A 22,198-nucleotide genomic window follows, 5' to 3' on the forward strand; every position below is an offset into this window, starting at 1 on the left:
GGCCCGGAGTTCCGGGCCGCCCTTTTCGTTGCTTCAGACTGCAGTGAGGTTGCTGTCCTGGCTGCGCTGGCCGAAGGTCAGGGCCCAAGTGGCGCTGTCCACCTGCTGCCGGTCCTGTTCCTGCTGCTTGCGTGCGCGGCTGGCACCGAACCAGCGGCCTTCGCCGTTGATCAGCGGTGCCATGCGTACCACGTCCACATACTCCGGATCGATCTCGCTGGCACGCTGCAGCCAGGTCAGAGCGAGGAATGCATTGGCCGGGACGCCGTTACCGAAGTGGTAGATGTCGGCCAGATAGCCTGCGGCCCACAGCTTGTCGTCGTCGTCGCCGCGCCACCACAGTGGAATCAAGGCGCGTTCGACCGCTTCGCGCTTGTGCGCGTCGTTCCGGCCATCGAAGGCCAGGCAGGCCAGGTTGCGGCAGGTTGGGCCCCACACGCGCTCGCCGGCCTCGGCCTCATCCAGGCAGCGCAGGTACAGCTCGCGCGCACGCGCTTCATTCTCCGCGCCGCCTGCGGCGACGAGGCGTACGGCCAGGTTGTAGGTGGCGATCAGGTCGCCGCCTTCCACCGCACGCTCCTGCCAGTAGGCGGCCTTTTCCACATCGGCGAACTGCGGTTGGTCGCGGCCACCGAGGCGGCCCTTGTACAGGTCGCACAGCGCCGACATCGCGCCGGCGTCGCCATCGTCCGCCATGCGCTGCAGCAGCGACAGGCCTGCGGCTTGCGAAACATCACAGAACAGATTGGCGGCGAACGTCACCGCCGAGGTGTCGTCCTGCTGCGCAAGCTTCAACGCGCGCTGCAGCAGGACACTGGCGCGTGTCGGGTCGCTGGCCTGGCCGAGCAGGCCATGCTCGATGGCGGTGGCGGCCCAGAGCAGGCCGATCGCCGAATCGCCTTCGCGCGCGGCATAGTCCACCACCTGTGCGAACAGTGCTTCGGCACCGTCGACATGGGCGAACCAGGTGCAGGCCTCCAGGTTGCCGAGCCCCTCATGCAGGACCACATCGCGGTCCAAGGTCCATGCCTGCTGCAGATCTTCAAGCACCGCCTGCATGTGGTCCGGATCCCACTGCACGACGCCTTCGCTGTCTTCAACGCGGCCAAGCCGGTAGCGCAGCCCGGCGCGCTGGGCCAGCACCTGCGCGCGCAGGTGGCGGTCCAGGTGCCAGTCGAGGATCTGCGTGTAGGCGCGCTCGTGCGCGGCCACGGCCTCAGCATCCTCACGGTGGGGCAGATCGCCCATCCAGTCCTGCTCCTTGTGCCACCGCAGCGCGTTGCTCTGCGCCAGTTCCAGGCCACGGCACCAGCCACCCTCGATGAAGTTCTCCATCGCCTCATGGCTGCCGCCCCAGCGCGGGTACAGGAAGTACAGGGTGTCTTCCAGCGTGGCCAGATCGTCCGGGCGCTGCTCCAGCACCAGGCGCATCCAGTACGCCAGTGGTGCGTCGAAATCGTCCTGGCTGCGCTCGCGCAGCAACGGGGGCAGCGTATCCGGCAGCGTCTGCAACGGCGTGCCGAAGCGCGACAGCAGCTGCAATGCCTTTGGCCAGGCTTGAGGGTAGTGCTCGGCCAGCGTGGCGTCATCGGATGCGGCGGGTTCCCCGGCCTGCAGCGCACGCAGCCAGTTCGGTTCGCGCAGGTAGCTGGTGATGCGCTTGATGCCATCCAGCGCCAACGCAGGTCGTGGCGACAGCGGCATCGCCTGCAGGTAGGCGTGCACGGCATGGTCGCGGGCCAGCTGCGCCGCCAGCCACTGGCTGTCTTCGACCAGTGCGGCAACATCGGCGCTGCGCAGTTCGCCGGCAGCGTCCTGCCAGCAGGCGCCCAGGCAAAGCCAGGCGTAGTAGCTGCCGGGGGCGGCCGAGGCCCACTGCTGGGCCTGTTGCAGGCGGGCTTCCAGCGTCAGCGTGGCGTCGTGCAGGTTGCGCAGCCGCCAGCGGATGCCGGGCAGCGCATTCTCTCCCTGCAGCCAGGCCAGCTCATGTGGAGCAAGCAACGCATCCAGTTCGGCATAGCGCCGTTCCTGCAGCGCAGTGCGCGCCTGCACGCGCCAGGCAAGGTCTTCGGGGGAAAGCCCGTCTTTTGCAAATCCGTTTGTCATTGCTGCAATCCAGCGAGTACGAGGCTGGACATTAGAAGCGCGGTCGTTAGCGGCGGCAAGCAGGACATGCGGCTGCCGTGTCGGTGGCATTCAGCAGGAGGCTTGAAGGTGAATCCCGTCACCCGGGACAGGCGTTCGCGTTGCGGATCGTCCATGTGCAGCGGAAAGGCAAGCAGCAGCTCGGGCCGGTAGGCGAGTGTGCCCTGGCCCTGTCTCTACGCCTCGATTCCGGGAAATAGCCGTGCATCAGGGCGTGCGGATGCAGCCAGGGTTCGAGCTTGTCCTGCTCGCTGGCAGCGGGGGCCTGTTCGATCAGGCGTGCCGAAAGCGCGAGGTAGTGAACCGAACGGGCCAGGTCCAGCCTGCCCGTCAGCGCCGCGTAGGCGTTGAGCTGGCCGCTGCGATCCATGCAGGAGTGTCGCCGGCCAGCAGCGTGACGATCGTCCATCGCAATATGCCGGAAGAGGGCCATGCAGGCATGCAGCAATGTCCTTGTCCAGCATTGGCAGGGCCGCCCCGTGAGGCGGCCGATGCGGGTTGCTAGTTCGCCGGCAGCAGCGCCTGCAGGCGCGACTCCAGTTCCTGCTGGCGCCAGCCGGCCAGTGCGGCGGGCCATTGGCGACGTTCCAGATAGCTTTCCAGGTGCTTGCGCGAGGCAAGGATGCCATCTGGCAGTCCCAGTTCGCGGCTGCGTTCGGCCACGGCATCCTGCAGCTTCTTCAGCGCCTGCTTGTTGCTGTCGTTGGCCGGCAGCGCCAGCGGCGCGTCGGCTTCGTCGGCCAGCGGCGTGGACAGCGCCTGCCACACGGCGCCGGCCAGTTTGCGCGGTGCCTTTGGGAACTGCTCGAACAGCTTGCCCAGCGCTGCCTCGTCGGCCGGAGGTGTGCGCGCCAGAGTGGCGGCCAGTTCGTTGTCCAGGATCCAGCTTCGCGGGCGGTCGCTGCTGCGTGCCTGCACATCACGCCAGCGCAGCAGGCGCAACAGGCGGTGCTGCGCGGCGGCATCAAGGAACTGTGCCGAGCGCATCGCCAGGTGCGGCCAGCGATCTTCATCGTTGGCGACGCTGGCCAGCAGGCGCTCGCCATCGTCGTGCAACCACTGCTGGCGGCCCAACGCCTGCAGCCTGGCATCAATGGCGTCGTGCAGCGCGAACAGGTGCTCGACATCGTCGGCGGCGTACTGCAGCTGCGATTCGGACAGCGGGCGGCGCATCCAGTCCGAGCGGGTCTCGCCCTTGGCCAGTGCCACTCCGGTGATCTCCGCGACCAGCTTCTGGTAGCCCATGCCGCCGCCGATGCCGGCCAGCGACGCCCCGATCTGGGTGTCGAACAGCGGTCGCGGCAGCACGCCGCAGGCCCACCTGAAGGCAACCAGGTCTTCGCTGGCGCTGTGCATTACCTTGGTGATGGATTCATCGGCCAGCCAATGCGCAAGCGCCTCGGTCATGCCGGGAATCAGCGGGTCGATGAGCAGGATGTCCTGCCCGACCGCCATCTGCACCAGGGCCAGCTGCGGCCAGAAGGTGCGTTCACGGATGAATTCGGTGTCCAGGCCGATGCGGGTCGGGCGCTGCTGGAAGTACGCATCCAGCTCGGCGGGGGTGGTGATCCAGGTTGCCACGGGTCAGGGCCTACTACTCGGGTTTGCTCAGGCAGGGGAGAATAGCCTAACGTCGGTCCGCGTCTGTGCCGAAGGAGGCTCTGCTTGCGTTTTCCGTTGTCGCCCGTGCTGTGCACCGCCCTGGCCGTGGCCCTGGCCGGCTGCACGCCGTCGCCGTCCGCGCCGGCGGAACGGGCCGCCAGCGAAGAGGCGCGCGCGGCCGAGGGCGCCGACACCGGCGCCAATGCCAGTTCGCAGGCCGGGCAGGGCAGCGTGACCATCGCCGGTGAAGATGCCGCCGAGGACGTACAGCAGTGGACGCCGCCACGTGTGGACCGCCAGGGCCGCAGCCTGGCCCAGTTGCGGCGCGCCGCCGAGCAGGCGTTCGCTGAAGGCCGGCTCTATGAAGATGCGGATGCCGCCATTCCGCTGTGGCTGGCGGTGCAGGAAGAAGACCCGGATGACCGCCAGGCCCGGCTGGGCCTGCAGCGTGCCCGCCAGCGACTGCAGCAGCTGGCCGATGCCCTGCTGGTGCGGCCGCTGAAGCAGCGCGAGGCGCTGGCCGAGGCCAGCCGCCAGGCACTGGTGCTGCTGACCCTGTCGCCGAAGGATGGGAAGGTGCGTGCGCTGCAGGCGCGGGTGGAGCTGGCGCAACGGGTGGTGGCCTACAACCGTGCTGGCGAGGAGGACCTGCGCTCGGACCGTATCGGTGAGGATGGCGACGGTGCCATCGGCAACTTCCGTGAGGCGCTGGCGCTGGATGAAGACAACAGCCGCGCACGGCAGGGCCTGGCCGCAGCCGAGAGCGGGTTGATCCGCCGTGCCGAGGACGCTGCACGCACGCGCGATTTCGCGAGCGCCGGCACCTGGCTGGCCGAAGCCAGCAAAGTGCGCGATTCGTCACCGACGATCGCCGACGCCTTCGAACGCATCGAGCAGATCCGCGCCGCCACGCTGCTGCAGCTGCGTGATGACGGACTGCGTGACCTTGCCACGCCACAAGGCCTGAAGCCGGCGCGCGAGAAGCTGGCCGAGGCGCTTCGCATCGCTCTGCCGGGTGATGCAGTGGTGGGCCAGCTTCGCGAGCGCATCGACCTGGCCACCCATTACGGGAGCTTCCGGCCGGGACAGGTGTTCAGTGATGCGATGCGCGATGGGGGGCGCGGACCGCAGATGGTGGTGGTGCCCCACGGTGGCTTCCAGATGGGTGCAGGCGATGCCGAGCCGGGCTCGAGTGATGCCGAGCGTCCGTCGCACTACGTGCGCTTCGATCGCGGCTTTGCCATGGCGATCACCGAGATCACCGTCAGCGATTTCGAGCGCTACGTGAAAGCCTCCAATGCGCGCCCGCGCGCGACCCGGCGTGGCCATTCGGTGGTCTACGACGAACGCAGCGGCAATTTCATCCGCCGCAGCGGCGTGGACTGGCGTTCCGACTACGACGGCGGTCGCGCGCTGGGCAACTCGCCGGTGATGCACGTCAGTGTGCGTGATGCCGAGAATTATGCGGCGTGGCTGTCCGAGCAGACTGGCCGCAGCTACCGGCTGCCCAGCGAAGCCGAGTTCGAGTACGCGCTGCGCGCTGGCAGCAGTGGCCGCTATCCGTGGGGCGATGCCGGCGTGCCGCCGCCAGGCAGCGGCAACTTCACCGGCAGCAAGGACGTTTCGCCTTCGGGACGGCACTGGCACAACGCGTTTATCGGGTACGGCGATGGCTGGTGGGGGCCGGCGCCGGTGGCCAGCTTCCAGGCCAATGCCTTCGGTCTGCACGATATGGGCGGCAACCTCAGCGAATGGGTGGCCGACTGCTGGCATGCCAGCTACCGCCGCGCACCGTCCGATGGCGTCGCCTGGTTCAACCCGGGCTGCCGGTCGCGGGTGATCCGCGGTGGCAACTGGGCCAATGCCCCCGAGCAGACCCGCGCGGCCTGGCGGCAGTCCCAGGATTCGGATACCACCAATGCCCGCATCGGCTTCCGCCTGGTGCGCGGCATCTGAGCGGCACCCGGCTTCACCCGCTGCGGGCAGCGGCGCACTAAGATTGCGCCGTGCCCGCCAGCCGGCGGGGCCAGCAGGAAGTCCCCCGATGCGCAACGATCCCTTCTCCCGCTCGTCGCAAGGCCCACAGCGGCGTGGCCTGTTCGGCAACATCCGCTGGTGGGTGCTGCTGCTGGCCGCCGGCTATGCGCTGTTCTACTGGTTCTCCAACCGCACGGTCGATCCGTACACCGGCGAGAAGGTGATGATCGACAGCAGCCTGGACGCGCGCCAGGAAACCGCGCTGGGGCTGCAGGCCTACCAGCAGATCCTGTCGCAGGAACGGCCGATGGACCCCAATGCACCGATCGCGCGCGATGTGCGCGATATCGCCCAGCGCCTGATTGCCAAGGTGGACGTGGTGGAGACCGCGCTGGCCCAGGAGCACGGCGTGCAGCCGGCGCATTTCGCGCGGGATTTCCAGTGGGAAGTGAATGTGATCCCGTCCGACCAGGCCAATGCGTTCTGCCTGCCGGGCGGCAAGATGGCGGTCTACACCGGGCTGGTGCCGGTAGCACGCACCCGCGATGCGATGGCGGTGGTGATGGGGCATGAGATCGCCCATGCGCTGCTGCGCCATGGTGCACAGCGCATGGCCCAGCAGAAGCTGACCCAGATCGGCCAGGTGGCCGGCGCCGCCAGCGGCATGGATGCGCAGCAGCAACAGATGATGATGTCGGCGATGGGCTATGGCTACCTGCTGCCGTATGCGCGCAGCCACGAGACACAGGCGGATGAAGTGGGGCTGATGCTGGCCGCAGCGGCGTGCTTCGATCCCCGCGAGGCGGTGCCGCTGTGGCAGCGCATGGGCCAGGCGAGTGGCGGCCAGGCACCGCCGGAGTTTGCCTCCACCCACCCGAACCCGGGCACCCGCATCCAGAACCTGCAGGCGCTGATGCCGAAGGCGCTCGAGTACCGGCAGAAGTTCTGCGAGCAGGCGAAGTAGGGTGGTGTTCGGCAGGGCTGCGCCCTGCACCTGCCGAAGCAACAGCAACAGCAACAGCGTGCATTCCGTGGGATGGCGGGGTGGGTCCGGTTGCGGGGGCCGCTGCAAGTACGTCCATGTAAGCTCGGTCGCCGCATCCATGCGGCTCACGCCCCCGCAACCGGACCCACCCCGCCTTCGACAGATTCTCGCGATCTGTCGGAATGGCGTGGGGTCAGATCCGTTTTCCTACGGAAAACGGATCTGACCCCGAATTGATTCGATATCTGACAGAGATTCATCCACGCATGGCGTGGATCTACCGACTGTCATCGGGAAACTGTCGAGGGTGGGGCGGTGTGGCTGTGCAGGACCGTTGGCGCCATGGATGGCGCCATCGAGCCCCCAGGGATGGGTTTACGGCGTGTCCTGCACAGCCACACCGCCCCGCCAAACCATCAGCAATCCAGAGCCGCTTTGGCTGTTGCTTCGGCCGTTGCTTGAAGCCTCTGCAGGTGCAGGGCGCAGCCCTGCCGAGCAACCCTCTACTTGACCTGCACGTCGATCACGCCGTCGCCAACGCGGGCCTGCAGCGCGTCACCGGGCTGCACCTGGTTGACCTTCCGTACCAGCGTGCCATCGTCAGTGCGGGTCAGGATGCTGTAGCCACGGGCCACGGTGGCCAACGGGCTGACCGCTTCCAGTGAACGCGCCAGTCCGCGCAGTCGCAGTGCATCGCGCTCCAGCAGGCGCTGCATCGCTGCCTGCGGCCGCCCGCGCAGGGCGGTCAGGCGGCGCTGCATCGCGTCGAGCTGGCGTTGCGGATGGTGCCCGCGCAGTACCGCGGCCGCATGGCGCAGGCGTGCGGCACGGCGCTCCTGCTGCTGGTTGAAGACCGCATGCAGGCGCCGGCCCAGATCGAGCTGACGGCGGCGCAACAGGTCCAGCCGCGCCTGCGGGCTCTGTGCGTTCAGGCGCAGCAGGGCGCGGTCGGCACGCTGCATCGCCTGCTGCATCGCATGCCGTTGCAGCTGCACCATGCGCGCGGCCGTACGGCGCAGGCGCAGGGCCAGTTCGCGCTGGTCCGGTACCAGCAGCTCGGCTGCCACCGACGGCGTTGGTGCGCGCAGGTCGGCGGCAAAATCGCTGAGGCTGAAGTCGGTTTCATGGCCCACCGCCGACACTACCGGGGTGCGGCTGGCGGCGATCGCGCGGGCCAGTGCTTCATCGTTGAAGGCCCACAGGTCTTCCAGTGAACCGCCGCCACGGGTCAGCAGGATCACGTCGTAGCGGCCACTGGCATCGGCGGCCTGCAGCAGGCGGGTGATCTGTGCAGCGGCGCTGCTGCCCTGCACCAAGGTCGGCAGCAGGTCCACTTCCAGCAGCGGGAAGCGGCGGCCGAGCACGCTCAGCACGTCGCGCACGGCGGCGCCGGTGGGCGAGGTGATCACCGCCAGGCGCTGCACGTGCGCCGGCAACGGCCGCTTGCGTGCCGGGTCGAACAGGCCTTCGGCTTCCAGGCGTGCCTTCAGCTCTTCGAACGCGCGGCGCAGCGCGCCTTCGCCGGCTTCCTCCATATGGTCCAGCACCATCTGGTACTCGCCACGGGCGTCGTACAGGGTCACCTTGCCGCGCACCAGCACGCGCATGCCTTCGCGCGGCACGAACTTCAGGTACTGCGCCTTCATCCGGAACATTGCCGCGCGCAGCTGCGCACGTGCATCCTTCAGGGTCAAATACAGATGCCCGGAGGCGGGACGCGCCACGCTGCCCAGTTCGGCCTCGACCCAGATCGCCGGGAAGCTGCCTTCCAGCAGGTCGCGGGCCAGGGTGTTGAGCTGGCTGGGGGTGAGGATGTCGTTGTTGCGTGGCTGCATGGGAACGGCGTGCTGCGGGCGGAACGGGGGCTCAGGATCGCACGTCAGCGCACCCTGTGCTGGTCCAGCGCCCATTGCACGTGTTCGCGCACCAGCGGCGAGGGATCATCGACGCGGGTATGCAACGCGGCCAACGCTTCGGCCGAGGACGGTGCATTGCCCAGTGCCACGGCGATGTTGCGCAGCCAGCGTTCATGGCCGCTGCGCCGGATCGGGCTGCCTTCGGTACGGCGCAGGAATTCAGCTTCGTCCCAGGCAAACAGCTGGTCCAGACGGGCAGTGTCGAGGTTGTTGCGCGCGCGGAAATCGGCTTCGTCGGTACGCTTGGCGAACTTGTTCCAGGGGCAGACCAACTGGCAGTCGTCACAGCCGTAGATGCGGTTGCCGATCAACGGCCGCATGTCTTCGGGGATGGCACCGTCGTGCTCGATGGTCAGGTAGGAAATACAGCGCCGCGCGTCCAGCCGCTGCGGGCCGGTGATGGCCTGGGTCGGGCAGACATCGATGCAGCGCGTGCAGGTGCCGCAGTGTGCCGTGGCCGGTGCATCGATCGGCAGCGGGATATCGATGTAGATCTCGCCGATGAAGAACCAGGAGCCGCCATGGCGGTCGATCAGGCAGGTGTGCTTGCCGATCCAGCCCAGGCCGGCATTGCGCGCCAGTGCGCGTTCCAGCACGGGCGCCGAATCGACGAACACGCGGTAGCCCAGCGGTGCCACTTCATCGTTGATCTGCGTGGCCAGCTTCTGCAGGCGGTTGCGCATCAGCTTGTGGTAGTCGCGGCCCAAGGCGTAACGGGCCACGTAGGCGCGGCCCGGGTCGGCCAGGGTTGCCCAGGCTTCGGTGTCGTCCTTGTGGCTGTAGTCCATGCCTACCGAGATCACCCGTACGGTGCCGGGCAGCAGCTCGGCCGGGCGCGCGCGCAGGGTGCCGTGGCGCGCCATCCAGTCCATCGTGCCGTACAGGCCCTGGCCCAGCCAGTCGGCCAGGTGCGCCTCATCCTCGCCCAGCTCGATGCCGGCGATACCGCAGCGCTGGAAGCCATGCGCACGCGCCAGTTCGCGGATGCGCTGCACGGCCTGGGCCGGATCGACAGGGATGGGGGCGGGGGACATGTGCACCAGTATAAAATCCCTGCATGGCCAACCTTGCCGATCTTTTCGATTCCGCTGCCGCGCGTGCGCTTGATGCGCAGGCTTCGGCGCTGGCCGCCGAGGGTGGTTGGGGCCTGATGGCGCAGGCCGGCCAGGCCGCCTGGCAGTGCCTGCTGCAGCATTGGCCGCAGGCGCAGCGGATCGGCGTGGTGGTCGGAGCAGGCAACAACGGCGGCGACGGCCTGGTGCTGGCCCGCCATGCACGGAAGGCCGGGCGCGCGGTGACGGTGATCGCCTTGCCGGGCAAGCCACCGGCGACGTCGCTGGCACAGCGTGCAGCATCGGAATTCACGTCCCACGGCGGCACCATCACCGATTTCGACGGCGGGCTGCCCGAGGCCGATATCTGGGTTGATGCCCTGTTCGGTCTGGGCTTCGACCGTGCGCCGGAAGGTGTGGCGCAGGCGCTGATCGCCGCCCTCAACGCGCAGACGGCACCGGTTCTGGCGCTGGACGTTCCCAGTGGCGTCGATGCCGACCGGGGCGCCGTACCGGGCGAGGCGGTGAAGGCTGCTTTGACCCTGCAGTTCATCGTGCCGCATCGCGGGCTGTATACCGGCGATGCGCTGGATCATTGCGGGCGGAAGGTGTTGGCGCCGCTGCAGCTACCCACGGCCGCATGGCAGGGCGTGTCACCCGCCGCAGAGCACTGGACCCAGGCTCGCTTGCCGGCACTGCTGCCGCCGCGTCGTGCCAATACCCACAAGGGCGAATCCGGGCACGTGCTGTGCGTCGGCGGCAACCATGGCAGCGGTGGGGCCATCGCGATGGCGGCCGAAGCGGCACTGCGTGCCGGCGCGGGACTGTTGAGCCTGGCCACCCGGCGCGATCACGTCGGCCCGTTGCTGGCCCGGCTTCCCGAGGCGATGACCCATGCGCTTGAAGATGGCGATGTGCTGCCGGCGCTGCTGGACAAGGCCAGGGTGGTGGCGATCGGCCCCGGCCTGGGCCAGGACGAATGGGCACGCGCAATGTTTGCGCAGCTGCTGGACAGCGACAAACCGCTGGTGGTTGATGCCGATGCGCTGAATCTGCTGGCGCAGGATCCGCGCGCGCTGCCGGAGGCGATCCTTACGCCACATCCGGGCGAGGCCGCGCGTCTGCTCGACTGCAGTACCACTGATATCCAGGCCGATCGCTACCGCTGTGCGCAGGCGTTGGCCGAGCGATTCCACGCCGTGGTGGTGCTGAAGGGCGCGGGCAGCATCGTGACGGCGCCCGGGCAGGTGCCACGGCTGATTGCTGCAGGCAACCCCGGCATGGCCGTGGGGGGCATGGGCGACCTGCTCACCGGCATCATTGCCAGCCTGCGCGCGCAGGGCCTGGCCGCCTTCGACGCTGCCGCCGCTGGCGCACTGCTGCACGCGCTCGCCGGCGACGCTGCGGCTGCCGACGGCGCGCGCGGCATGCTTCCCACTGATCTGCTGGTGCCGCTGCGGCAACTGGCCAACCCGGAACGCTCTTCATGACTGAATTCTTCCTTGCCGACAGCGATGCCACCGAACTGCTCGGGCAGTGGCTGGCGGCGACCCGACCGCCGCAGGCGCTGATCGAACTGCGCGGCGACCTCGGCGCTGGCAAGTCCACCACCGCACGCGCACTGCTGCGCGCACTGGGCGTGCAGGGCGCGATCCGCAGCCCGACCTATACCCTGGTCGAGCGCTATCCGCTTGCCAGCGGTGGCGAGGCCTGGCACCTGGACCTGTACCGGATCGGCCAGGCCGGCGAACTCGATTTCCTGGGCCTGGACGAGGGCAGCGCGATGTTGTGGCTGGTGGAATGGCCGGAACGCGGCGCTGGCGCGCTGCCGCCGACCGACCTGGTGGTGGCGTTGGAGATCGAGGGGCAGGGGCGCCGCGTCCGTCTCACCGGAGCCAGCGACGTCGGACATGAGTGGCTGAAGCGGCTTCCCCAAGGGGGCGACTTGCAGGCCATTTCTGTCGGCTGACGAGAACAAAGACCGGCAGGTTACGGATTATTAAGGAAAAAGGTGTTGCATTCCGTTCAGCGCGGTGATTGAATCCTGAGCCATGCGCCCGGGGAACCGTCTCATCGCTATCTGTGCCGCCGTCGGACTGGGTCTGGCGAGCGTCAGTGCGTGGGCCGGTGAAGTCCGCCAGGTCCTGCTGAATACCGGCGCCACCGGCACCCGTGCCGAGATCTCGCTGGTCGGCAGTGGCGGCTACAAGACGCTTTCTCTGGCCGGTCCGAACCGTCTGGTGGTCGACTTCCCTGACTCCAGCGCCATACGCAACCTGAAGATGCCGGCTGCGCAGGGTGTGGTCACGGCGGTGCGTACCGGACAGCCGGTGCCGGGCACCTTCCGTGTCGTTTTCGACCTCGCTGAATCGGTGGCGCCATTCCGCCCGCAGATGCAGCGGGAGGGCAATGAATCCAAGCTGGTGATCGAATGGCCCGGCGATGGCCCGGCCGTGGCCGCCAGCCGTCCGGCAGCGACACCGGCGGTGCAGCCGCAGGCACCGGTGGCCACGCCCGCGCCGACCCCGGCTGAAAGCGCACAGTCGCGTTCCGATGCCGCACGTGCGACCGCACTGCTGACCGCGCAGGTGCGGCAGCAGGCCAGTGCCACTGCCGCCGCACCGGCCACGCCGACCCCGGCGCCGTCCACCGCCCCGGCCCAGGTTGCGGCGGCCGGTACCGTGGCCAGCAGCTCACCTTCTTCCTCGCCGGCCGCGATCCTGGCCGGCCAGCGCACCGCCGCAGTGGTGACCACGCCGCCGGCTACCGTGCCTGCACCGGCGCCGACGCCGGTGGAACCGCCGCGCCCGGCCATGCCCAGCGATGCCTCGCGCATCCGCATGCAGGCCGGCATGCGTCATCTGGTGGTCGCCATCGATCCCGGCCATGGTGGCCAGGATCCCGGCGCGATCGGCCCGACCGGCAAGCGCGAAAAGGATGTCACCCTGGCGGTGGCGCGTGAGCTGGCCCGCCAGGTCAACGCGACGCCGGGCCTGAAGGCCTATCTGACCCGCGACAGCGACGTGTTCATCCCGCTGCCGATGCGTGCGCAGAAGGCACGTGCAAACAAGGCCGACATCTTCATTTCGATCCATGCCGACGCGGCCGAAAACCGTTCGGCCACTGGTTCGTCGGTATACGTGCTGTCGACCAAGGGCGCCTCTTCGCAGCGCGCCCGCTGGCTGGCGGACAAGGAAAACGCGGCCGACCTGGTGGGTGGCGTGCGCCTGCAGCAGACCGAAGGCACGCTTGCCAACGTGCTGCTGGACCTTGCCCAGAGCGGTTACATGAAGGCGTCTGAAGATGCCGCCGGCCACGTGCTGGGCGGCCTGAAGCGGATCGGCAACAACCACAAGCCGAACATCGAACGTGCGAACTTCGCCGTGCTGCGCACCTCGGACATGCCGGCGATGCTGGTGGAAACCGCGTTCATCTCCAACCCGGACGAAGAGCGCCGTCTGATCGACCCGGCCTACCAGCGCAAGATCGCCGGCGCCGTGCTCGATGGCGTGCACACCTTCTTCAGCCGCCAGCCACCGCCGGGCACGCTGTACGCAGCCCGTGCCCAGGCCGAGATCGACGCTGCCGGGACCATGGCCGGCGGCAGCAAGTAACCCGCCGAAGGCAGGTTACTGCTTTCTGTAGCGTCGACTGTCAGTCGACTACGCGCGCAGCGCGGGGTTTTCGCCGCCCGGCGGAGGGCAGTCGACTGACAGTCGACTCTACACGGGGCGGCTCCGCTATCATCAACCCATGAAGTCTGCTGCCCATCCTCTCCCATGAGCGCGCCCGGACCGCGCCCGATCCGGCCGTTGCCGGAAATCCTGATCAACCAGATCGCCGCCGGCGAAGTGGTCGAACGTCCTGCGTCAGTGGTCAAGGAGCTGGTCGAGAACGCGATCGATGCCGGTGCCAGCCGCGTTGATATCGATCTTGAAGAGGGTGGTGTCCGCCTGATCCGCATCCGCGACAATGGCAGTGGCATCGCGCCGGAACAGCTGCCGCTGGCGGTCTCGCGCCACGCCACCAGCAAGATCGCCGATCTGGACGACCTCGAATCGGTGGCCACGCTCGGGTTCCGTGGCGAAGCGCTGCCGTCGATCGCCTCGGTCAGCCGCTTTACCCTGTCCTCGCGTCGCGCGCATGACGAACACGGTTCGGCACTGCAGATCGAAGGCGGCAAGATCGGCGAAGTGACGCCACGTGCGCATGCACCGGGCACCACGGTGGAAGTGCGCGAGCTGTTCTACAACGTACCGGCGCGGCGCAAGTTCCTGCGCGCCGAGCGTACCGAACTGGGCCATATCGAAGAGTGGTTGCGTTCGCTGGCGCTTGCGCGACCGGATGTCGAGCTGCGCGTGTCGCACAACGGCAAGGCCTCGCGCCGCTACAAGCCGGGCGATCTGTATTCCGATGCGCGCCTGGCCGAAACGCTGGGCGAGGATTTCGCCAACCAGGCCGTGCGCGTCGACCACAGTGGTGCCGGCCTGCGCCTGCACGGCTGGATCGCGCAGCCGCATTATTCGCGCGCCAGCGCCGACCAGCAGTACCTGTACGTCAACGGCCGTTCGGTGCGCGACCGCAGCGTCGCCCATGCGGTGAAGATGGCTTACGGCGATGTGCTGTACCACGGCCGCCAGCCAGCCTATGTGCTGTTCCTCGAGCTCGACCCGACCCGCGTTGACGTCAACGTGCACCCGGCCAAGCACGAGGTTCGCTTCCGTGATTCGCGGCTGGTGCACGATTTCGTCTACCGCACGCTGAAGGACGCGCTGGCTGATACCCGCGCCGGCATGTCGGCGCAGGAGATCGGTGCGGGTCCGGTGCATCCGGTGGACGCCGCTGCTGCACCGATGGCATCGAGCGCGGGCGCATCGGGTTTCGGGCTGGCGCGTGGACCTGCGCCCGGTGCCGGCTCGGGTGGCGGTGGTGGTGGTTTTTCCGGCTGGCGCCCGCAGCAGCCCCTTGGACTGCAGGTGGCCGATGCACCGGCGGCCTATGCCGCACTGTATGCCGCACCGGCCGGTGCCGAACGCGGTGCTGCGCTGCCGCCGATGCCGGCCGAGAACGGACTGCCGGTGACCAGTGCCGACGCCGGCGTACCGCCGCTGGGCTACGCGATCGCGCAGCTGCACGGCATCTACATCCTGGCCGAGAACGCAGAAGGCCTGATCGTGGTCGACATGCATGCCGCGCACGAGCGCATCGGCTACGAGCGCCTGAAGAACGCGCACGACGGTATCGGCCTGCAGTCGCAGCCGCTGCTGGTGCCGATCACACTCGCCGTGGGCGAGCGCGAAGCCGACACCGCCGAAAGTGAAGCCGAAACGTTGGCGGCGCTCGGCTTCGAGGTGACCCGTGCCGGTCCCGGATCGCTGCACGTGCGCAGTATTCCAGCGCTGTTGGCGCATGCCGAACCGGAGGGGCTGCTGCGCGATGTGCTGACCGACCTGCGCGAGCACGGCCAGAGCCGCCGCGTGGCCAGCGCACGTGACGAACTGCTGTCGACCATGGCCTGTCACGGTGCGGTGCGTGCCAACCGGCGCCTGACCGTGCCGGAAATGAACGCGCTGCTGCGCGACATGGAAATCACCGAACGGTCTGGCCAGTGCAACCACGGCCGGCCGACCTGGGCCCGTTTTTCGCTGGCGGAGATCGACCGCTGGTTCCTGCGCGGACGTTGAGGGGAGCATCGATGCGTTATCGGGGAATGGGCGGCCTGCTGGCCGCCTTGCTGTTGGCCGCGTGCAGTCCGGCAACACCGCCGGCGCCGAAGGTTACCGAAGATCCGGCCTATGCGGCCGCGCAGCAGCAATGGCGGGTGGCCCGCTACCAGGACCTGACCCGGCCCGATGGCTGGACGGCCCTGGTCGGCCTGCACTGGCTGCAGAACAAATCACACTTCGTCGGCAGTGGTGCCACCAACGGCATCCGCCTGACGGTTGGCCCGGACAAGCTGGGCCTGCTGCGTCGCGAGGGCAGCCAGTGGTGGTTCACGCCCGAAGCCGGTGTGGATGTCAGCCATGATGGCCAGCCGGTGCGCGGCCGCATCCGCATCGACACCGACAAGGATCCGCAGCCAACCCTGTTGGCCTTCGACGGTGGCAGGGGCCAGCTCAGCATCATCCGGCGCGGGCCGCGCGATGCGCTGCGGGTCAAGCATGCCGATGCGCCGGCGCGCCGTGATTTCGCCGGGCTGGAGTACTGGCCGGGTGGCCCGGACTGGCAGGTGCAGGCACGCTTCATCCCGCATCCGGTGGGCAAGACCCTGCCCATTGTCGACATCACCGGCCTGACCACCGAGATGCCCAATGCGGGCGCGGTCGAATTCGAACGCGACGGCCGCACATGGCGGCTGGAGGCGATCGGAGCCACCGGGCAGCCGCTGTTCCTGATCTTTGCCGACCGCACCAGTGGCCGCGGCAGTTATCCGGCCGGGCGCTACCTGGATACCGATGCGCCGGCAGCCGACGGCACGCTACGCATCGATTTCAATCATGCCTACAACCCGCCGTGTGCATTCACCGCCTATGCCACGTGCCCGCTGGCGCCGCCGGAAAACCGGCTGGACCTGCGCATGGAAGCGGGCGAGAAGGCCTACCACCTGTCTGAAGGAGAGGGCTGAGATGCCGTTGAAGGGACTGTTCCGTGCAACGCTGCTGATGGCAGCGTTTGCAATCGCACCGCTGGCACCGGCGCGCAATGCACCGGCCACCGACGCCGCGGCCACGGCGGCGGCCAAGCCGCCGGTGCCGCTGCTGTGGAAGGTGACCGGCCCGGGTGATTCACGCGTATACCTGCTTGGATCCTTCCACCTGTTGAAACCGCAGGACTACCCGCTGTCGCCCGATGTCGAGCAGGCCTTCGAGGCCTCGCAGCGGGTCGTGTTCGAACTGTCGCCGGAGGACATGCAGTCGCCGCAGCTGGCCAGCCGCATGGTGCAGGCTGCCGTGCGCACCGATGGCAGCGAGCTCAAGCGCGATCTCGACGCGGCCACCTGGCAGAAGCTGCAGGCGTTCGCATCCGAGAACAAGCTTCCGTTGGCACAGATGCAGGGCATGAAGCCCTGGTTCGTCGGCCTGAGCATTTCGGTCGGGCAGATGCAGAAGATGGGCCTGGACCCGGCGCTGGGCCTGGACCGTCATTTCATGGAGCGCGCGCAGAAGACCGGCCGCAGGACCGCTGGGTTGGAAGACATCGATACCCAGATCGGCATGCTCGACGGCATGACCGTGCAGGAGCAGCGACAGATGCTGTCCGAGGCGCTGGATCAGGCGGGCAAGGGCGATGAGCAGGCGCGCCAGCTGCATGATGCCTGGCGGCGAGGCGATGAGCGCGTGTTGTGGACGAAGATGGCCGCGGAAATGCGCCAGCAGTACCCGCAGCTTTACCAGCGCATCAACACCGGGCGCAACGATGCGTGGGTACCGAAGCTGCTGCCGTACCTGCAGGCCGGGCAGGGTGGCACGCTGGTGGTGGTCGGTACGCTGCACCTTCTGGGCGGTGACGGCGTGGTCGAGAAGCTGAAGGCGAAGGGCTACAAGGCCGAACGCGTATGCACGGGGTGCAAAGCGAAACGTTGATGCTCCCCCGGGGGCACAAAACAAAGCGGCGCGCCATTGGGCGCGCCGTTTTCGTATCCGCCGGTACATCGGCTCAGCGGCGGGTCTTGCCGCCGGTGCCGGTACCGGGTTCGTTGGGCTTGTTGCCGGTGCCGGTACCGGTGCCACCCGGTCGCGGACCACCGAAACCGGTGCCCATGCTGCGCTGGAATTCCTGCCACAGCTCCAGGTTGCGCTCGGTCAACTGGTTCATCATCGCCCACGGGGTCTGGCCCAGCAGGTTGCCCATCTGCTGGCGGAACTGCTGCTGCTGGTCGAGGAAGACCTGCATGCTGCGCTCCAGGTAGTTGCCCATGAAGCCTTGCAGGGAATCGCCGTAGAAGCGGATCAGCTGGCTCAGCAGCTGGGTGGACAGCATCGGTTCGCCGTCCTGTTCCTGGTCGGCGATGATCTGCAGCAGGACCGAACGGGTGAGGTCGTCGCCGCTCTTGGCGTCACGGACTTCGAAGTCTTCACCGTCCAGGATCAGCTGGCGCACGTCCTCGATGGTGATGTAGCTGGAGATCTCGGTGTCGTAGAGACGGCGGTTCGGATACTTCTTGATGATGCGGGTCGCAGCCATTGAAGCGGTCACTCGTCACAGTAGATGCGAAGCATGGCGCAGTGCAGCAGCCGTTGCAACCGCCTCAGCCCCCGCCAGGCTTGGCTTTCACAGGGGATCATGTTGCGCAACAAGGGTTTGCGTGCTGCGCAGCATGACCATCGGCAGGGGCGGCGGGCGTGCGCCGCCGAGGCCGCCACGGCCGCCGGCGCGGCTTACCAACCCATATGGTGGCCGCCATTGATGTCCAGGTTGCTGCCGGTGATCCACGAGGCTTCCTCCGCCACCAGGAAGGACACCCCGTAAGCGATTTCCTCCGGCTTGCCGAGGCGCCCGGTGGGAATGTCGGCGACGATCTTGGCGCGCACTTCTTCCGGCACCGCCATCACCATGTCGGTCGCGACGTAGCCGGGCGAAATGGTGTTGACGGTAATGCCGAAGCCGGCGTTCTCGCGTGCCAGCGAGATGGTGAAGCCGTGCATGCCGGCCTTGGCCGCCGCGTAGTTGGCCTGGCCGTACTGGCCCTTCAGGCCGTTGATCGAACTGATCTGGATGACCCGGCCCCAGCCGCGGCGGCGCATGCCCTCGATGACCGGGCGGGTGACGTTGAACACCGAATTGAGGTTGGTGTTGATCACATCGTGCCACTGGTCCGCGCGCATGCGATGGAACGTGGTGTCGCGGGTGATGCCCGCGTTGTTGACCAGGATCTCGACCGGGCCCAGCTCGGCCTCGACGGCGCGCACCAGCGCTTCGGCGCTGCCTGGATCGGAGACATCGCCCGGGAAGATCGACACGCTGTAGCCGCGTTCGGTCATTGCCTGCTGCCAGGCGCGGGCCTTGGCCTCGTCGCGGTAGTTGGTGGCGACCCGGTGGCCCTGGTCGGCCAGGCGTTGGCAGATGGCGGTGCCGATGCCGCCGGTTCCGCCGGTGACCAGTGCGACGCGAGATGTCATGGAGTGTTGTCCGGGTGTCGGGTGGGGGAAGGGGGATTCTGCAACATCGGCGCGGAAAGTGCGCCGGCTGGCAACAGGATGTCGGTCCGCGGCAGTCGTGCCGGGTCGAAGGCCTGCCGAGCGGTGGCCAGCAGCGTATCCAGGTCGTGCGCAGGTTCCAGCGCCCCAGGTGCCTGGCCGAGCAGCTTCCAGAGCTGGCGCAGCACGGGCAGCGGGTGCGAACTGTCCACCGGCAGCGCCGCCAGCGACTTGGACAGTTTGTGGCCCGGCGCATCCAGCAGCAGCGGCAGGTGCCAGTAGCGCGGCACCGCCAGCCCCAATGCCTGCTGCAGCAGGATCTGCCGCGCCGTGGAGTCGAGCAGGTCGGCGCCGCGCACCACTTCGGTCACTCCTTGCGCGGCGTCATCGACCACCACCGCCAACTGGTAGGCCCAGCAGCCATCGGCGCGGCGCAGCACGAAGTCGCCGACTTCGGCGTGCACGTCCTGCTGCTGCGGGCCGCGCAGGCCATCGTCGAAGTGCACGATGCTGCCCGGTGGCACGCGGAAGCGGACGGCAGGGTCCGGTCGAAGTTGCCGGGCGACGCAACGATGGTGGATGCCGCCGTTGGCGGCCAGGTCGCTGCGGCTGCAGTGGCAGACAAAGGCCTGGTCGCTGGCCAGCAGCACGTCCAGCGCGGCCTGGTAGGCCTCGCCGCGGGTGCTCTGCCAGAGGATCGGGCCATCGTGGACCAGGCCGAACGCTGCCAGCGCCCGCAGCTGTGACTCGGCGGCGCCGGGCACGGTGCGTGGTGGATCGACGTCTTCGATGCGCAGCCGCCACAGGCCGCCGTTATGTCGCGCGAGCAGCCAGCTGCCGAAGGCGGCGAGCAGGGATCCGGGATGGAGCAGGCCGGTCGGCGAGGGCGCGAAACGACCGCAGGGAATAGGGGAGGTCATGCTGGCTGAATCGTCGGTCAGGTTGGCGCTTGAATTCAAGCTGACCACACCGCAAATTGACCGGTATCGACCCCTTCCGAGCCGGATTTTCCCATGTTTACCCGCATTGCCCTGTTCCTGGCGACCAACTTCGCGGTCCTGATTCTCGCCAGCATCGTGATGTCGTTGCTCGGGGTCAATCCAAGCCAGATGAGCGGCCTGCTGGTCATGGCCGCGATCTTCGGCTTCGGTGGCTCCTTCATCTCGCTGCTGCTCTCCAAGTGGATGGCCAAGCGCTCCACCGGTGCGGTGGTGATCACCGAGCCGCGCAACCAGACCGAGCGCTGGCTGCTGGCCACCGTCGAGCGCCAGGCCAAGGCGGCCGGTATCGGCATGCCCGAAGTAGCGGTGTACGAAGGCCCGGAGATCAACGCCTTCGCCACTGGCGCCAACCGCAACAACGCGCTGGTGGCGGTGTCCACCGGCCTGCTGCACAACATGAGCGAAGACGAGGCCGAAGCGGTGCTGGGCCACGAGATCGCCCACGTCGCCAACGGTGACATGATCACCATGGCGCTGCTGCAGGGCGTGCTGAACACCTTCGTGATCGTGCTGGCCCGCGTGGTCGGCGGCATCATCGACAGCGCGCTGTCGGGCAACCGCGAAGGCGGCGGCCGTGGCTTCGCCTATTACATCATCGTGTTCGTGCTGGAGATGGTGTTCGGCCTGTTCGCCACCATGATCTCGATGTGGTTCTCGCGCCACCGCGAGTTCCGCGCCGACGCCGGCGGTGCCTCGCTGGCCGGCCGCCAGAAGATGATCGCCGCGTTGGAGCGGCTGCAGCTGAACCACGGCCAGAGCACGCTGCCGACCCAGATTGCCGCTTTCGGTATTGCTGGTTCGACGGCGAAGAAGCTGTTCATGAGCCATCCGCCGCTGGAAGAGCGCATCGCCGCGCTGCGGGCGTCTACGGTGGCGTAAGCCTCCGCTTCCACGGTAGTGCAGGAACGCCCGGCCCCGCGCCGGGCGTTTTTGTTTGCGCGCGCACGCATCGGTGCGTCGGGCGATGCCCGGGATCATTTCCGCGACCGCGGAGGGGTGTCACTTTCTTTGCGCGCAAAGAAAGTAACCAAAGAAACGCTCCGCCGGCCGCGAGCCGACGTGCTACGCACGCCGGTGCCCTGCGCTTCTCGGCGAATCAGGGGGCGGCGCCGAACTCGCTGCGCTCAGACACCGGCGCCTCTTCGCCCCTGATTCCCCTGCGATGCTCGGCTCGCTCAAGGCGGACTGGAAGGTCAAGATCAAGGCCAACAGCATCCACGCGTGGCATGGATCAACCGGGTGCCGCTGTGGCATTTGACCTTGGGTCCGCCTTGAGCGAGCCGAGCACCGCAGGTCTGGCGAGGGCGAAGAGGTGCGGGTGTCTGAGCGCAGCGAGTTCCCGCACCGTCCCTCGACGGGCCGAGGAGCGCAGGGCACCGATGCGCAGCATCGGCTCGCGCCCTGGCGGCGTGTTTCTTTGGTTACTTTCTTTGCACGAGCAAAGAAAGTGACACCCCACCGCGGTCGCGGAAATGACTCTCCGTGCGCACAAACGAAAACGGCACCCTCGCAGGTGCCGTCTCCATGAACCGCATTACGCGAAACCTCAGAACTTCGCGTCGAACTCCGCCGCGTAGCCCGTGTTCACCAGCACCTTCTGCAGCGACTCGGCCACCTTCAGGTTGCCGGCAACGATCTGGTGGGTCTCCGGGCCACGGTTGTCCATGCGACCCAGGGTCGCGCCCTTGAAGTCGCAGACCTTGCCACCCGCCTCGCGGACCAGCAACAGCCCGGCAGCGATGTCCCACGCCTTCACGCCGGCTTCGAAATAGGCGTCGGCGCGGCCGCAGGCCACGTAGGCCAGGTCCAGCGCGGCCGAACCGGTGCGGCGGATGTCCTCAGCCTGGACCAGCAGGGTGTCGACCGACTTCAGCTGCGCGCTGGCGCGGCTGCGTTCGCGCGGGGCGAAGCCGGTGTGGATCATCGTGCCTTCCAGATCCTTGCGGTCGGCCACGCGGATGCGGCGGTCGTTCAGCACGGCGCCGGCGCCACGGCTGGCGGTGAACAGTTCATTGCGCAGCGGATCGAAGATGACGGCATCGGTCGGCTCGCCGTTCTCGACCAGGGCGATCGACACGCAGTAGTGCGGCACGCCGCGCAGGTAGTTGCTGGTGCCATCCAGCGGGTCGATGACCCACATCTGGCGGCGCTCGCCCTGCACGCCACCTTCTTCACCGAAGATGCCGTAATCCGGGTAGGCGCGCTTGAGTTCCTTGACGATGACCTTTTCCGCGTCCGCATCCACTTCGCTGGCGTAGTCCATCCGGCCCTTCTGCACCACGTTCAGTGCCTCGAGCTTGTTGATGTTGCGCAACAGGACGTTGCCGGCGAGGCGGGCGGCCTTGACCATGACGGTGACGGCGGGTTTCTGCATGGCGTGGGC

Annotated in this window: 18 protein-coding genes; 9 read left to right on the forward strand and 9 right to left on the reverse strand. The window is 67.9% G+C overall.

The window, feature by feature from the left end; all coding sequences use genetic code 11:
- Positions 1 to 33: 33 nt before the first annotated feature.
- From AC5P9F_RS10350 to rnd, 3 genes are all read right to left on the reverse strand, one after another.
- Positions 34 to 2,106: a DUF4034 domain-containing protein gene (locus tag AC5P9F_RS10350; RefSeq protein WP_043035607.1), complete on the reverse strand. Its 2,073-nt coding sequence runs from the start codon at positions 2,104 to 2,106 to the stop codon at positions 34 to 36.
- Positions 2,107 to 2,224: 118 nt separating this feature from the next.
- Entirely contained in the window at positions 2,225 to 2,578 is a 354-nt protein-coding gene (locus tag AC5P9F_RS10355; RefSeq protein WP_052504367.1) for a hypothetical protein, read from the reverse strand.
- Between the two features lie 68 nt (positions 2,579 to 2,646).
- Entirely contained in the window at positions 2,647 to 3,726 is a 1,080-nt protein-coding gene (gene rnd, locus AC5P9F_RS10360; RefSeq protein ID WP_164225467.1) for a ribonuclease D, read from the reverse strand.
- 84 nt (positions 3,727 to 3,810) lie between these two features.
- On the opposite strand from rnd, the gene AC5P9F_RS10365 reads away from it, so the two are divergent.
- Both AC5P9F_RS10365 and AC5P9F_RS10370 read left to right on the forward strand, forming a co-directional pair.
- Positions 3,811 to 5,703 carry a formylglycine-generating enzyme family protein gene (locus tag AC5P9F_RS10365; protein ID WP_164225466.1) on the forward strand — a complete coding sequence of 631 codons (1,893 nt, stop codon included), beginning with the start codon at positions 3,811 to 3,813 and terminating at the stop codon, positions 5,701 to 5,703.
- Positions 5,704 to 5,791: 88 nt separating this feature from the next.
- Complete coding sequence (locus AC5P9F_RS10370; protein WP_005414033.1) at positions 5,792 to 6,688, forward strand: M48 family metallopeptidase; 897 nt, start codon at positions 5,792 to 5,794, stop codon at positions 6,686 to 6,688.
- Between the two features lie 524 nt (positions 6,689 to 7,212).
- Here AC5P9F_RS10370 and xseA read toward each other — a convergent pair.
- Both xseA and queG read right to left on the reverse strand, forming a co-directional pair.
- The gene (gene xseA / locus AC5P9F_RS10375; protein WP_114618889.1) at positions 7,213 to 8,544 is read right to left on the reverse strand and encodes an exodeoxyribonuclease VII large subunit; all 1,332 of its coding nucleotides are present in this window, start codon (positions 8,542 to 8,544) and stop codon (positions 7,213 to 7,215) included.
- Positions 8,545 to 8,588: 44 nt separating this feature from the next.
- Positions 8,589 to 9,659, reverse strand: coding sequence for a tRNA epoxyqueuosine(34) reductase QueG (gene queG, locus AC5P9F_RS10380; protein ID WP_033834693.1), 1,071 nt, complete (start codon positions 9,657 to 9,659; stop codon positions 8,589 to 8,591).
- A gap of 23 nt (positions 9,660 to 9,682) precedes the next feature.
- Here queG and AC5P9F_RS10385 point away from each other — a divergent pair, with 23 nt between their 5' ends.
- The 6 genes from AC5P9F_RS10385 to AC5P9F_RS10410 all read left to right on the forward strand — a co-directional run bounded on the left by AC5P9F_RS10385 (position 9,683) and on the right by AC5P9F_RS10410 (position 17,260).
- Positions 9,683 to 11,167 (forward strand): NAD(P)H-hydrate dehydratase, encoded by a 1,485-nt coding sequence (locus tag AC5P9F_RS10385; protein ID WP_164225485.1) that lies wholly within the window; start codon positions 9,683 to 9,685, stop codon positions 11,165 to 11,167.
- Complete coding sequence (gene tsaE, locus AC5P9F_RS10390; protein WP_024958295.1) at positions 11,164 to 11,646, forward strand: tRNA (adenosine(37)-N6)-threonylcarbamoyltransferase complex ATPase subunit type 1 TsaE; 483 nt, start codon at positions 11,164 to 11,166, stop codon at positions 11,644 to 11,646. The genes AC5P9F_RS10385 and tsaE overlap by 4 nt, the downstream gene beginning before the upstream one ends.
- A gap of 82 nt (positions 11,647 to 11,728) precedes the next feature.
- Positions 11,729 to 13,291 carry an N-acetylmuramoyl-L-alanine amidase gene (locus AC5P9F_RS10395; RefSeq protein WP_065183456.1) on the forward strand — a complete coding sequence of 521 codons (1,563 nt, stop codon included), beginning with the start codon at positions 11,729 to 11,731 and terminating at the stop codon, positions 13,289 to 13,291.
- Positions 13,292 to 13,456: 165 nt separating this feature from the next.
- Positions 13,457 to 15,361, forward strand: coding sequence for a DNA mismatch repair endonuclease MutL (mutL, locus tag AC5P9F_RS10400; protein WP_012480846.1), 1,905 nt, complete (start codon positions 13,457 to 13,459; stop codon positions 15,359 to 15,361).
- 11 nt (positions 15,362 to 15,372) lie between these two features.
- Positions 15,373 to 16,302 (forward strand): DUF1684 domain-containing protein, encoded by a 930-nt coding sequence (locus AC5P9F_RS10405; protein ID WP_065183457.1) that lies wholly within the window; start codon positions 15,373 to 15,375, stop codon positions 16,300 to 16,302.
- Between the two features lies 1 nt (position 16,303).
- On the forward strand, positions 16,304 to 17,260 hold the full coding sequence (locus tag AC5P9F_RS10410) for a TraB/GumN family protein (protein ID WP_005410392.1): 957 nt from the start codon (positions 16,304 to 16,306) through the stop codon (positions 17,258 to 17,260).
- A gap of 73 nt (positions 17,261 to 17,333) precedes the next feature.
- On the opposite strand, the gene phaR is transcribed toward AC5P9F_RS10410, so the two are convergent.
- The 3 genes from phaR to gluQRS all read right to left on the reverse strand — a co-directional run bounded on the left by phaR (position 17,334) and on the right by gluQRS (position 19,734).
- Entirely contained in the window at positions 17,334 to 17,861 is a 528-nt protein-coding gene (gene phaR, locus AC5P9F_RS10415) for a polyhydroxyalkanoate synthesis repressor PhaR (protein ID WP_005410391.1), read from the reverse strand.
- Between the two features lie 194 nt (positions 17,862 to 18,055).
- Positions 18,056 to 18,796 (reverse strand): acetoacetyl-CoA reductase, encoded by a 741-nt coding sequence (gene phbB, locus AC5P9F_RS10420; protein ID WP_005410389.1) that lies wholly within the window; start codon positions 18,794 to 18,796, stop codon positions 18,056 to 18,058.
- Positions 18,793 to 19,734: a tRNA glutamyl-Q(34) synthetase GluQRS gene (gene gluQRS / locus AC5P9F_RS10425; RefSeq protein ID WP_065183458.1), complete on the reverse strand. Its 942-nt coding sequence runs from the start codon at positions 19,732 to 19,734 to the stop codon at positions 18,793 to 18,795. The genes phbB and gluQRS overlap by 4 nt, the downstream gene beginning before the upstream one ends.
- Positions 19,735 to 19,827: 93 nt before the next feature.
- On the opposite strand from gluQRS, the gene htpX reads away from it, so the two are divergent.
- A complete protein-coding gene (gene htpX, locus AC5P9F_RS10430; RefSeq protein WP_005410387.1) occupies positions 19,828 to 20,694 on the forward strand; it encodes a protease HtpX in 867 nt (288 codons plus the stop codon).
- Between the two features lie 667 nt (positions 20,695 to 21,361).
- Here the strand turns inward: htpX and AC5P9F_RS10435 are convergent.
- Positions 21,362 to 22,189 carry an inositol monophosphatase family protein gene (locus AC5P9F_RS10435; RefSeq protein ID WP_005410386.1) on the reverse strand — a complete coding sequence of 276 codons (828 nt, stop codon included), beginning with the start codon at positions 22,187 to 22,189 and terminating at the stop codon, positions 21,362 to 21,364.
- Positions 22,190 to 22,198: the final 9 nt, after the last annotated feature.

The sequence above is a fragment of the Stenotrophomonas sp. YJH_SMC_4 genome (assembly GCF_059371575.1).

Coding starts and splice junctions, on each gene's coding strand:
- gluQRS (WP_065183458.1), bottom strand. CDS start 19,734: ATGACCTCCCCTATTCCCTGCGGTCGTTTCGCGCCCTCGCCGACCGGC.
- AC5P9F_RS10370 (WP_005414033.1), top strand. CDS start 5,792: ATGCGCAACGATCCCTTCTCCCGCTCGTCGCAAGGCCCACAGCGGCGT.
- AC5P9F_RS10385 (WP_164225485.1), top strand. CDS start 9,683: ATGGCCAACCTTGCCGATCTTTTCGATTCCGCTGCCGCGCGTGCGCTT.
- htpX (WP_005410387.1), top strand. CDS start 19,828: ATGTTTACCCGCATTGCCCTGTTCCTGGCGACCAACTTCGCGGTCCTG.
- AC5P9F_RS10435 (WP_005410386.1), bottom strand. CDS start 22,189: ATGCAGAAACCCGCCGTCACCGTCATGGTCAAGGCCGCCCGCCTCGCC.
- AC5P9F_RS10395 (WP_065183456.1), top strand. CDS start 11,729: ATGCGCCCGGGGAACCGTCTCATCGCTATCTGTGCCGCCGTCGGACTG.
- mutL (WP_012480846.1), top strand. CDS start 13,457: ATGAGCGCGCCCGGACCGCGCCCGATCCGGCCGTTGCCGGAAATCCTG.
- AC5P9F_RS10355 (WP_052504367.1), bottom strand. CDS start 2,578: ATGGCCCTCTTCCGGCATATTGCGATGGACGATCGTCACGCTGCTGGC.
- queG (WP_033834693.1), bottom strand. CDS start 9,659: ATGTCCCCCGCCCCCATCCCTGTCGATCCGGCCCAGGCCGTGCAGCGC.
- phaR (WP_005410391.1), bottom strand. CDS start 17,861: ATGGCTGCGACCCGCATCATCAAGAAGTATCCGAACCGCCGTCTCTAC.
- AC5P9F_RS10405 (WP_065183457.1), top strand. CDS start 15,373: ATGCGTTATCGGGGAATGGGCGGCCTGCTGGCCGCCTTGCTGTTGGCC.
- AC5P9F_RS10410 (WP_005410392.1), top strand. CDS start 16,304: ATGCCGTTGAAGGGACTGTTCCGTGCAACGCTGCTGATGGCAGCGTTT.
- AC5P9F_RS10350 (WP_043035607.1), bottom strand. CDS start 2,106: ATGACAAACGGATTTGCAAAAGACGGGCTTTCCCCCGAAGACCTTGCC.
- phbB (WP_005410389.1), bottom strand. CDS start 18,796: ATGACATCTCGCGTCGCACTGGTCACCGGCGGAACCGGCGGCATCGGC.
- tsaE (WP_024958295.1), top strand. CDS start 11,164: ATGACTGAATTCTTCCTTGCCGACAGCGATGCCACCGAACTGCTCGGG.
- xseA (WP_114618889.1), bottom strand. CDS start 8,544: ATGCAGCCACGCAACAACGACATCCTCACCCCCAGCCAGCTCAACACC.